The following is a 12,330-nucleotide window of genomic DNA, read 5'->3' on the forward strand; positions in this document are numbered from 1 at the left end:
ATTATTCTGATATTATTTCACAATTTTTATATTCATAATTTTTGTCTTTCGCAGTATCACCCCCAGTTATTTCAAAAGATTCAACATCACTTATGTTCATTTTTATTCCATTGCAATAAACAGAGTTTTTATCTTTTGCATATATTTTGTTTAATACCATAAAAGTATTAGGGTTGGCACCTTCAATCTTTGTAATTTCGAAATCATACTGAATACATTCAGGGCAGGCAAGAACCCCATTATCAAAGTAAACATGACTATCGTCCATTGCATAACCGTGCTCCAGTACTTTAAAAGTATTAAAATCTGTTTCTGGTATTCGCAAAGTGGAGTGTGGAAGCGGAGAATATGCTGCAGTCAACCATGCATAACAAACATCTTTTTTTGCTTTATAAAAATATCCATTATTATTTCCGGGGGCATAGTTCCTGTTTAAGTCACAATCAAAAATTTTTGAAGTCAGAGCCATAGAGAGCACAAAAAAAACAATGCTAATTAGAATCATAAATTTTTTTGTACTTATTCTTTTATCAAATTTAAGACTAATAAATTTAATAGTAATAAATAATATATACGGTATAAAAAGGAATATCCAATAATGTTTATATATTATTGATTCAATTGTGACCAAAGGCAATAGCGGAATCTGGATAAATACTGGAACTCCCCCCATTTTTCCGAACTTGTCAACAAACAAAACATACGGAATAGCTAAGATTATTGAAGCGAAAAAGAAAAAAAACAAAAATATAAATATTTCTTTTACAAGTTTATTCACACAAGCTTTCATACTGATTTTAAAATTTCTCATTTCAAATAAACAAACATTATTGCGTGCAGGCTTCACCCTCGTAGACCATTAACAGAGACATAAGGGGCTTATTTTTTTGTTTTATTTCCCCCTCAAACATCAAACTAGATGATCCACCACTGTCAAACATATTTACTTCTTTGAGGTTTCCGAATACATTTTTATATTGGTTCATAACATCATCGATTTTGTAAAAATCCAACCCCTTATATCCAAACCAACCTCCTGTTACAAGAAGTACCATATAGTTTTCTTCAGTAATTCCGAGAACAGTTCTTTGGGCATGAAAATCACATGGATTATCAATTAAAGGAATCCATTTTGATCCTTTCCCCATTATTTCTTCACATGTTTCTTCTCCTTCCTCACCATTCGTTCTTGGCACTCCATTTGTCATTAATTTCGGTCCACCTCCAATAATGTTGCTCTTGTATTGATTAGCTATATTCTCAGGATCATCCGTAGTAAAAATAACATCGTTTTCACTTGAAATTGCTACTGAAGTCCATCTCCTATCCCCAGAATAATCATGACCCAAACTAAAATTGACATCTCTTAATCCAAAATTTGAATCATCTTGGTTATCCTCATAATAATCTCCATTTATCACAGCAGTTGGCTCAAATCCATTTAGCTTTCTATTGTCTACAACACTGGAGACGGCACTTGTCAATATGCTTTTAAAAGTACTTAAAATGAAATTTTTCTTTATGTTTCCATTGGAATCTGTATCACCTATTCGTACTCCATCCTCTAAATTGATGTAATGCTTAAAACACGCTCTTCTTTCCAAACTTGAATTAAGATCAATAATTAAGAAATGATGATTACCATCAGTTTTATACAACACCGGACTGTGGAGAGCATGACCTGCCGTGTTATCTATTCTTGTGCCTTCAAAATTTTGTGCCAATCCTGATTCATAAGAATACGGATCACTTTCAGGAAAGCCAAATTTACCTCCTGAGCCTCCATTATTGTTGTAGTAATTATCAATTTCAGAAGGCACATAGTACGCCTTCTGTTTATTTTCACTTAATATCTCATTTTCTTTCGTGGTCATCATATAGACTTGCCCTTCCATAAAATTCTGATAAGTACCTCCTGACCCAAAACCACTATCAGTTGCATATTGTTCGTGATCAGTAGGTATACCCAATTCTTGTATCGCTTTTTGGTCATCCTCTTCTAATTTTGTTAAAACTTTTCCTTTTACCCGAAAGATATTTCCTCCACTTGTGTTTGGACTATAATACAAAACACTTTCATCGTTATTTGGGCAGTATGTCGATTGTTGATCTTCACAAGCACCTTCTATGTAGGTGCCTAACTTTGGTGAAAATCTAAAATTATCATACATACTGAAATTATTACCGATCTTTATTAATTCTGGAGTAAGTGTGCCTGAATTATCGGTAATATAAACATCAATCATATCTCGTATTTCACGCCTTTCCTTCCAATACTCATACCCTTTTGCATTGCTTTTAAACCACGCTCCATGCGTTGCGAGGGCATAAGTATGATCCACATCTCCAAACATTTTTGTTGTTTTTGGGATGCAAGGAAGTCCGTATTCATACCCATAATCGGGATTTTCTACTGAGAAATTGTCAAATTCTGATTTCGTTAAAAAACACTTCATCCCTTCATCTTTTTCCGAAATAGAATCTCCATAGACAAAAACATACTCACCGTTATATAAGTCTTCATAAAAATAACTTCCCACCTTTTCCCCATTCTTCAAAAAGCTCACCGTCCACCCCCCATTACTCACCTGCTCCCCAATGGAATAATTTCCAGTGCCATCTGGACTGAGAGAAATATATAACACCCCGGTAAATCCATCTTTCGTTATGGGTTTGTTAGGAGTGATAATGGTTCTTCCTGCCTGTACATCCGCATGCATATTTTGCTTTGTGTTTTGAGAAAGACTGAGAGAATCAATAACAGATGCATTCGAAGAAGTAATGGTATAGACCGCATAGTCTTGAGGATTCGCATACGCATACTGAAGACCTTGTACGGTAGAAATTGCCTCTAGCCCAGCAATATCCTCAAAAAATTGTGCTTCATCGTAAGAAAACTGCTCACCAAGCAAAAGAGTCATATCCGTAAAATGATTTTTATAATTCCCCCTATGAGAATACATGCCTCCAAACACGATGGCGGCATCTATGGTGAGCCCTTTAAAATCAAATGCCGTGGGAACTCCGTTTGAGGGTGCGAGAATTCGGTTTTGTGTCACCGTTGCCTGCGCAAAACCAAGCTGAAAATTAAAATCGAAGGTTTTTTTCAAAAGATCTCCGCTTTCTTGTGCTCTTCTCAAATATTCACGAGCGAGAGCCGCATTGCCCTCCAGAAGAATTCTGCTGTTTCGATCGGGGTCGGATTCATCGTCAAGTGTTGGATCAGGTGCAACTTTTGAGAGCGTTATAAAAATTCCTTCACTATTCCCGGCAATAGAAAATTTTTCCGCCTCGTACAGATTTTGCGAATCAAGTGAATATTCGTACTTGAGAATAAGGCGATCTCCAATGGATATCGGCGTTGTCCCAACTTCTTGTATTCCCTCACTGTGAAGCTTGGGAACAATAGCAACAAGATGAGCCGGAGTCGCATAGATTCCTTCGTAGGAAGCGATAGTGTCTTTATCAGCTTCAGTGGCTCCTTCATACCCCAAATCCACCGGCACATTATTGATTTCATTCCCATAAAACGTGGTCGAAAGGAGTTCGGTATTATCCGATTGTTTTCGAAGCGAAATATCTACCCGATGTCTTTTGCTGTTCGGTAAAACAGACCACTGTTCCGTGGCAATGGTCGATGTGCTTACCGGAAAATACGGAAGGGTTGGTGGCAGAATATCTTGCACTCTTCCCACAGTTGAGAGTGTCGATTGATATTGCTCTTCCGTGATGTCTTTTCCGGTTTGGGTTTTGAGATCGTCAATATATTTTTCGAGTGGCGACAGATCACCTTGGTACGATAAAAAATCAGTCCAAAAGGTCTGTGTGTCAAAACTGGCAGTATCATGAACAATCTCTTTCGGATCCCGAATATATTCCTGCAAAACCGGTTCTATGCCAATCCATTGTTTTTTGGAAAATTGGGAAGACTCGCGAAGAATAGTTTCTACCTCAGCAGTATTGGTCGCGGATGAAAAATCGAGATCATTGCTTCTGTTCCCTGCTAATTGGTCATATTCAAAATACATTTCTGGATGAACCCATTCCACGACAAAATGTGTTTCACCCGAGAAATCGTATGTATCCAGATGTATTCCCTGAGCAGAAGCATCCAGCACAAAAACGGGAATCAGGTTCCAATAGAGCGTGGCATATACCGTACGAGCCTCTTCTACCGCCAGAAGTTTTTTGAGCTGATCAATACTCATAAGCACCGGTGATTTTCTGTATCTCGCAGGGATACCAGAAGCTCGCAAGAGGGCAATCGCAAGAGATGCGGCATCGGTATCGTTACAAACTCGCTCTCGAAGACACCCAAGAGCGCCTTTTTTCGCCCCATAATATGGTTCATAAACGATATTCTCTTTTACAAAGTTGGTAATACGTACCGGATTCTTCCCGAGTTCTTCAGCAAGTGCAGATATCTCTTCGTTTATGATAATTTCATTGCCATCCTCCTGAACATCTGCCAAAACCGGAAGTTCTTGTGAAAGTGATACTATATTTCCTGATGCCTGAATGAGGGTATTCACATTCCCCAATTCAAGAGACTCCACCTGAATCTCCTCCTGAGAAAAATCGAAAGAAGAGGGAGTATTGAGAAGAGGAGCATCAACCAAAAACGAATCGAAAAGAGCTGAAAGCGAACTCACCTCTGACGCACCAGAAGGAGAATAGATGATTTCTGTTTTCCCGAGAGAAAGGGCATCAATCATATCCGTAATGTGTGAGAAGTAGTTTTGTTTCCGCTCCTCAGAAACAGAAGCTGTTGCCAGATTTTCCTGTTCAAATGCTAAAAAATCTTCAAGCCGAATCTTGAGATCCGCCTGTTTCTCTTGTAACTCTTCTTCGGTCAAACTCGATCCATCGAGTGCTTTATTTTCTGAAAGCAAACGATATTCACGCATAAGAACTGTATAACTCTCTGTCGTTGTTGGGTTTTCTTCAACCGGAAAGGGATCAAAAACCGGATTCAATGGACTCCCCTGAAAGGGGTCACTCTGAAAGGGATCACCCTGAAAGGGATCACTCTGAAAAAGTTGTTCAGCAAGAGCAACAGATGTCTGAGAAATTGCACTGATTACCAAAAAAAGTGACAGTAAAAAAGCAAGGCATCTTTTCATGCATATATAAAAAAAGAACAACTTTTGGAGTATGAAAGATAATTTCTTTACTTGTCAAAAGAATAAGAAATGAGAATGATATTCAAAAAATCTCTCTCACTCGTTCTGGTCGGTTGTGAGGAGGTGTTTTTGTGGTCGAGTCCAAAAGACTCGACCGAACGGAGGTTGCTTATTAGTCCAACCCTATGCAAATATTCTCCACTTCTTCTAAAAGCTTCATTTCCTCCCCAATCTGATTCCAGTTATTTTTTACAAAGTCCACCAACTTGACAAATATAAATTAACATATATAATATTTAGCAAATATTTCTACAAATCATGATTGAAAATGTAAAACCCAAGACAGACACCAATCTGAGACCAATGTACGAGGGGGGGGTGGAAGAACTATGGTTTGAGGAATTTGGCACAGAACCTGATCGAGAATCTCCAGAATTTAAGGCTTATCTTGAGAAAAAATTAAGACCTATAGACTTTGAAAACCGGCAAGGTTGGGAAAGAAATTCAACATTAGAAACTCAAATTGTAGAAGCCATGGGGCGAAAACTTCGTAGAGCACTTGGTGACACAAGTATTACAAATGAAGTTGACTCCTAAATACCAATTCTAAGAATGATATTTGGGTAGTCTGTGAGTATTCTCCGAAAACTAAAGATGAAACTATAATAAGTAGAAAAGTTTGTGATACCAACAAAATATAATGTGTTTTATGCTTTTAAGATATTCAAATATTCCTTAAAAATAAACTGGCGGTTTCGTTTGTAGCCGGTTACTTCTTTGAGAATATTGAGCTTCACAAAACTTGCCAATAGGTTTTGCGCGGCCTGGGGGCTGATCTCTAATTGTCTCCGAACACGAATTGAATCAACAAAAGGCTTGTGAAAAAGAAGCTGGGCAAGTTTTGTAGCATTTTTTGCTCTACGTCCAAGAGTGGGAATTTTTTCGTGAAAAATATTGTTCTGCAATGTGTTAATCTTATCGGTTGTAATAATCCCCTGTTTCGCCGTTTGTACCACTCCATCAAGAAAAAAAGAAACCCATTTTATCACTCCATCCTGACTACTTCTGGCATAGTCAAGCGAGTCATAGTATGCTCTCCGGTTTTTTTCAAAAAAGTCGGAAATATATAGGATGGGTTGCTGAAGTATATTTTTTTCAAGAAGATATAGGGGTATAAGCATCCGTCCAATGCGACCGTTTCCATCGAGGAAGGGATGGATTGTTTCAAATTGAAAATGAATAAGCGCGATTTTTATGAGGTCGGGAATAGGGATTTTTTCATCTTGTATAAATGCCTCAAGATTTTTCATTGCTTCACCGACTAATTCAGGCGAAGGGGGCACAAAGTGTGCGTTATCTGGACGGCTTCCGCCAATCCAATTCTGACTTTTTCTGTACTGACCTGGTGATTTGTTTTTTCCACGATTTTGATCAAGGAGCACGCTATGGGCATTCCGAATAAGCCGCTCACAAATCGGCAATTTTTGGCGTTCAGAAAGAGCATTCTTAAGGGCTGCGATATATTGGTGGAGCTCTTTCCAATCATCCCTTTTTTCAGGATCGATCTCTGTTTCATCCTCTTCAAAAGCTCCATCGATTTCAGTTTTTGTGCCTTCGATCCTGCTTGACTGAACAGCCTCTTTGTTGATGTAAGAACTGATAAAAAGCTCGATATTGGGAATGCTTGTGATTTTTGCAGAAAATTGACCAAGTACAAGTGTTGCTTGCTCCAGTTGTTTTTGAATCGCAAGGTCGAATGTTAAGTGTTGCGTTAAAAAAATATCAGCAGGAAGAAAAAATTGATATGATTCTTTTTTTCGCGTTTCGCCCGGAAATGTAGTACTGAGGTAAGCTGTCATGGTCTATTTTTCTTGAATATTAACTTTATTTTAAGGATAAAAAATAGATTATGCAATTTTTTAATCTATTTTTATTTCTAAAAATATACTATAAATTTATATAATCTATTTTTTAGATTAAAAGTTTATTATAAAGAAATATAATCATTTTTGTTGTAGTCCAATTTTTACAATATGTCTTTGCAGATATTCACTGCTTCTTCTAGCAGAAGTAATTCTGCCCCAATCTGATTCCAGTTATTTTTCACAAAGTCCACCAAATTTTTACAAACGGAGTTTTTTCTTCGTTCTTTTGTTGATCAAACAGAATTACGCCTATCGATACTTTTAGAAGTGTTTGCACTATAATCTCGTGGTTTTTTCCAAAGACAAAAACAATAATTTGTTTTTTTAAAGCCAATAAAATAGGTTTGCTTCCAAAGTTTTTGTTTTTTTTTTCGTCTTCTGTTACAATGAGGTTGATCGAAAGTTTTTCTCTTAAGTTTTCGTTCCATGTGCTGGAATTCATTTGAGATTCGGCACCTTCAGAACTAAAAAATCGAAGGAATATACATGAACATTTTGCTTTTTCACTTATTACCGTGATGAATCGTTTTTTTCAAAAAAAACCAAAACCGCCACAATCATTTCGTGGCAAAAAACCTCCTTTAGAAAAACAAGGTGGGCATCCAAATGTTTCCCAAGAAAATCGGGAAATTCAACCGAATGAAAAAAAAGGGGTGCTCCGCGCCTATATTTTGGGAGGACTGAACGAAGTCGGAAAAAACTGTCTTGCGTTGGAATGTAACGGAGACATTATTGTTGTCGATGTCGGTATGGCATTCCCCGATGATGAAATGCTCGGGGTGGATTTTGTCATTCCCGATACTACATTTCTCGAGCGCAATAAAAAGCGTATTCGCGGTTTTGTTATTACCCACGGACATCTCGACCATATAGGAGCTTTACAACACGTTCTCCCAAAGGTTGGTTTTCCGCCACTGATTATGACAAAACTCACTGAGGGGCTCGTTCGAAAACGACTTGAGGAGCATGGGGTCAACAATCAAACAACAATCCATGTGGTTGATCCATACAAAGACACGTTCCAACTCGGATGTTTTGCTCTTGAGTTCTTTCCAGTAAACCATTCCATTCCCGACTGTATGGGTGTCTATGGAAAAACTCCAGCTGGGACTTTTGTTCACACAGGAGATTTTAAGTTCGATTTTACTCCGGCAGATGGAAATCCGGCAGAAGTGGGACGCATGGCAGAAATTGGAAAAGCGGGTGTGGACGTTCTTTTTTGCGAGAGCACCAATGCCCCAAAAGCGGGGTTTTGTATTTCGGAAAAAGTTATCGCCGAGAATCTGCACGAAGTTGTTCGAAATGCTCAAGGAAGAATTATTCTTGCAAGTTTTTCTTCACTCGTTTCCCGTATTCAGCAGGTTGTGCATTTTGCAAACAAATACAATCGCAAGGTTTTTATATCGGGACGGAGCATGCAAAATACCCTAGAAATTGCCGCTCAACTCGGATTTTTTAAGGTTCCAAAAGGATCCATTCGGCGCCTTGGTCCGGCAGCGGATGAGCTTCCTGCAAATCAAGTACTCATTCTCACAACTGGTTCTCAAGGAGAGCCACGAAGTGCACTGACGCGTATTGGACATGGAACACATCCACAAATTACCGTTCAAAGGGGAGATACTATTGTTTTTAGCAGTTCGCCTATTCCGGGAAACGAACGAGGAGTGTATTCGAGCATTAACAACCTTATTCGTCTTGGTGCGCGAGTTATTACAAATAACACCATGGATATTCACGTCTCCGGACATGGACATTCTGGCGACATCAAGCTTATGCATTCGCTTATGCGCCCTAAAGTGATTGTTCCTATTCACGGAGAAATGTTTATGCGAGAAGCACATCGCGATATTGCGATTGATCTCGGATACCCACCCGAACAGATTCCTCTTCTCGAAAACGGAGATATTTTGGAATACGAAAACGGAAGTGTTCGCAAATCAAAGAGCAAAATCCCTGCAGAGCTTATTCTTATCGATGGACTCGGCATGGGAGACGTAGGAACAAAAGTGATGGAGGAGCGCAAAATTATGGCAAATGGAGGAACACTCGTTGTGGTGCTCAAGGTAATGGCAAAAAGTAAACGACTCGTGGGCGATCCTGATATTCTTTCCCGCGGATTTATTTACATGCGCGAAAGCAAGGAGATTTTAAGTGAGGCCCAACAGCAAGCAAAAAAATCGTATGAAATCGCATTACGAGAAGATGCCGAAGTAAAGCGAAATGATCTCAAGAAGGCAGTTCAGAGGAGCCTAAGCACTCTCATCTACAAGCGGATTCAACGCGAACCGATGATTATTCCCGTTATTGTGGAGGTATAATTTTCCCCATCTCATCCCACATTTTTGTTGCTATCTTCTGTTTTGTTCCAGAAAAAGAGATCTCTGAGGAGGTCTCTTTTGGAAGAAAGAAAACTTCTGAAGAATCCTCTCCTAGTGTTCTATGGGAATTGAGAAAAATTCCATCGAGATGTTTTCGTTCGCATTTTTCCCGAGCCACTACTTTTGCATTGGCAGACGTTTCGAGCGCAAAACCGAAAAATCGTTGGTGCTGTAATTTTATTTTTCCGCATTCCGCCGCAATATCTGTTGTTTGAACAAGACTGAGCGAAATCGTTTTTTTCTGGCATTTTTGAGAGGGAATTTTTTCCAATTGTTTCTCAGCAGAAGAAAAATCCGCTACCGCCGCACAAAATATCGCAATGCTTTGTTCTGCTATTTTTTTCTGCGTTTCTCGGAACATTTCCTCTGCCGTTTCCACTCGAAGCACCTCTGTGAAAATGTTTGGAATAGCAACATCTGTTTTTCCAGAAATAAGTGTTACTTCTGCTCCGCGGAAAAACGCTTCTCTTGCCAATGCCAACCCCATTTTCCCCGAACTTTTATTTGTGAGCACTCGAACGGGATCGAGTGGCTCCTCTGTTCTTCCAAGTGTGATGAGTACTTTTTTCCCGAAAAGTGTTGACTGTGAAACAAAACGCTTTGCGAAAAGGGAAATTTCTTCTGCTGGAAGAAGTCGCCCTTCCCCTACAGTGCCACAGGCAAGAGTTCCCGATTCGGTAGGAAGCACTTCAACATTTCGACTCTCAAGGATTTTCATATTTTTTTGTGTTGCTGTTGCCGTGAGCATGGCGGTATTCATGGCGGGTGCAATGAGAACCGGTTTTTTTGTGGCGAGTACAGCGGCCTCAAAAAGACCATTTGCTCTTCCGTGCGCTAAACGAGCAATGCTATCTGCACTTGCCGGAGCAACAAGAATAATGTCCGCATGTTCCGCCCAAAAAAGATGCTGATAATCGGGGCTTGCCAAAATTCCAGGAGGATTCTCGGCAGAAAACCATTCGTTATCGAGCACAGGATTTTGTGAAACAGCGCAGAGCGCCGCAGGAGTAATAAACGCTCTTCCCGATTTTGTCACAACACAATGAACGTCAAAGCCTTCTTTCTGCAGAGCACGAATAAGCTCTGGAGCTTTGAGCGCGGCAACCGACCCAGTGATGACAAGAAGACAGATTTTCATGTGTGATCATAGATTGCCTCCTTTTTAAAAAAGAGACAAAAAAGATCTCTACAAAGATTCTATGCCCGCATCTCGCGAAGCCTCGCAATGCCTTTTGCGTTGGCAGATGGAAAATTGTATTTCGAAAATTCTTCTGGAGAAATCCACAAAAGCTCATCGTGCTCATGTGGAAATGGTTCTCCCGAGAGAATTTGACATCGGAAAAAGCGAAGTCGCCAAAAGAACTCTTTTTCCTCCCACGTTTCTTCAAAAAAATGAGGACGCACGGAGATATTAATGCCAAGCTCTTCCAAAATCTCCCGCTTTACTGCATGACGCCAATCTTCTCCTTTTTCTCGCTTTCCTCCCGGAAATTCCCAATTCCCCCCTTTTTCTAAGGGGCGCCTCGCAATAAGATATTTTCCATCACGACGGATACACGCAGCCGCCACTTCTATCGCTGTTTTTTTTACGGAAATCTTTTTCCCAGCAGAAAGAGAAATTTGAGTGTTTTCCCATTCTTCCTTTTTTCCAGAAGTATAAAAATGACATTTTTTCTGCAAGGGGCATGCTTTGCATTCTGCTCGACGACTTCCGCAAATTTCTGAACCCAAATCCATAAAAGCGTGATTAAGGAGTGGTGCATTTTTTCCTGCTCGTTCGTAAAGTGCTTTCGCACGCGAAACGACCCCTTTTTCCGTACATCCAAAAAACCGTTGAAATATGCGGAGAAGATTGGTGTCGAGCGCTGGTTCCGGCTTTCCAAAGGCAAAACTCATAATAGCGGCAGAAGTGTATGAACCAATGCCCGGAAACTTTTGTAATTCGGAGGAAGTTTTGGGGAAAACTCCGTCATATTGTCGTACAAGAATTCGCGCTGTTTTGAGAAGATTTTTTCCGCGAGAGTAATAACCAAGCCCCTGCCACACAGGAAGAAGATCTTCCCATTCTGCCTCTGCAAGAGACTCAGGGGTCGGAAAACGTTCTAAAAAACGTCGATAATAATCGAGTACCCGAGAAACTTGCGTCTGCTGAAGCATGATTTCAGAAACCCAAATGTAGTACGGATCTCGTGTTTCGCGCCACGGAAGCAAACGAGCATTCTTTTTATACCACGGAAGAATTGCCGAAAGAATATATTCAAAATGCTGTTTCATGTCGCACAAAACTACCACGGAAACATTGTTTTTTACAGTAAACAATTTAAAATTTTTGTTGTATTGTAACTATATATTTTTTTAAACAAACAAAAATGAAAGAAAAAGAACTCTCCCTGGAAGATGCATTTCAGGTCTTATTCAGGTGTTTTTTATGAAATCTGCCATTAATAGAAATTATAGAAGTTTTCGACTTTCGGCTCTCTCAGAAACTGATTCCTCTCTGGCAAAAGAATGAATACTGAAAAACAACATGAAAAATACAATCCGCTAAAAGATAGTAGCTTTTGGGTTGCCTTCTTTCTTAGTGGAGTTCCTTTTCTTCCTTTCCTTGCGCCACAAGGAATGTTATTTGACCTAGCAATACTTATATGCACTCTTTTTTTGGTGACTTGGACAGGATGGATTATTTTTAAAAAAGGAGAAAAATGGAGTCTTATTATTGGTTTTTGTATAGCGTTTATTGTTGCTGTGGCTTCTTCCTACACTATAATAAAGATTAAGGAGCACAGAAATCAGGTAAAAATGGAAGAAGAAATGCAAGAATTGCAAGAGGACATTAAAGAACAGATAGAGTTGGGAAATCTCTAAAGAGAATCATCTTACTTGTGCTATTTCTCGTTGAGTGAG

The 12,330-nt window shown here is 39.4% G+C and carries 8 protein-coding genes; 3 read left to right on the forward strand and 5 right to left on the reverse strand.

Going from position 1 to position 12,330, the window contains the following annotated elements; genetic code table 11:
- Position 1 precedes the first annotated feature (1 nt).
- Positions 2 to 847, reverse strand: a complete 846-nt coding sequence (locus IPN35_05960; protein QQS59097.1) for a DKNYY domain-containing protein — start codon at positions 845 to 847, stop codon at positions 2 to 4.
- Positions 828 to 5,123 carry a phosphodiester glycosidase family protein gene (locus tag IPN35_05965; protein QQS59098.1) on the reverse strand — a complete coding sequence of 1,432 codons (4,296 nt, stop codon included), beginning with the start codon at positions 5,121 to 5,123 and terminating at the stop codon, positions 828 to 830. The genes IPN35_05960 and IPN35_05965 overlap by 20 nt, the downstream gene beginning before the upstream one ends.
- Positions 5,124 to 5,441: 318 nt before the next feature.
- On the opposite strand from IPN35_05965, the gene IPN35_05970 reads away from it, so the two are divergent.
- Positions 5,442 to 5,720: a hypothetical protein gene (locus IPN35_05970; GenBank protein QQS59099.1), complete on the forward strand. Its 279-nt coding sequence runs from the start codon at positions 5,442 to 5,444 to the stop codon at positions 5,718 to 5,720.
- A gap of 110 nt (positions 5,721 to 5,830) precedes the next feature.
- On the opposite strand, the gene IPN35_05975 is transcribed toward IPN35_05970, so the two are convergent.
- On the reverse strand, positions 5,831 to 6,982 hold the full coding sequence (locus IPN35_05975; protein QQS59100.1) for a Fic family protein: 1,152 nt from the start codon (positions 6,980 to 6,982) through the stop codon (positions 5,831 to 5,833).
- A gap of 581 nt (positions 6,983 to 7,563) precedes the next feature.
- On the opposite strand from IPN35_05975, the gene IPN35_05980 reads away from it, so the two are divergent.
- Positions 7,564 to 9,366 (forward strand): ribonuclease J, encoded by a 1,803-nt coding sequence (locus IPN35_05980; GenBank protein QQS59101.1) that lies wholly within the window; start codon positions 7,564 to 7,566, stop codon positions 9,364 to 9,366.
- Here IPN35_05980 and coaBC read toward each other — a convergent pair.
- Both coaBC and IPN35_05990 read right to left on the reverse strand, forming a co-directional pair.
- On the reverse strand, positions 9,350 to 10,564 hold the full coding sequence (gene coaBC, locus IPN35_05985) for a bifunctional phosphopantothenoylcysteine decarboxylase/phosphopantothenate--cysteine ligase CoaBC (GenBank protein QQS59102.1): 1,215 nt from the start codon (positions 10,562 to 10,564) through the stop codon (positions 9,350 to 9,352). The genes IPN35_05980 and coaBC overlap by 17 nt on opposite strands.
- A 59-nt stretch (positions 10,565 to 10,623) precedes the next feature.
- Positions 10,624 to 11,700 carry an A/G-specific adenine glycosylase gene (locus tag IPN35_05990; GenBank protein QQS59103.1) on the reverse strand — a complete coding sequence of 359 codons (1,077 nt, stop codon included), beginning with the start codon at positions 11,698 to 11,700 and terminating at the stop codon, positions 10,624 to 10,626.
- A 234-nt stretch (positions 11,701 to 11,934) separates the two neighbouring features.
- Between IPN35_05990 and IPN35_05995 the strand changes: the two genes are divergently transcribed.
- Positions 11,935 to 12,291 (forward strand): hypothetical protein, encoded by a 357-nt coding sequence (locus IPN35_05995; protein QQS59104.1) that lies wholly within the window; start codon positions 11,935 to 11,937, stop codon positions 12,289 to 12,291.
- The last annotated feature ends 39 nt before the right edge of the window (positions 12,292 to 12,330 follow it).

Source organism: Candidatus Peregrinibacteria bacterium, assembly GCA_016699755.1.
Classification (GTDB): Bacteria; Patescibacteriota; Gracilibacteria; order CAIRYL01.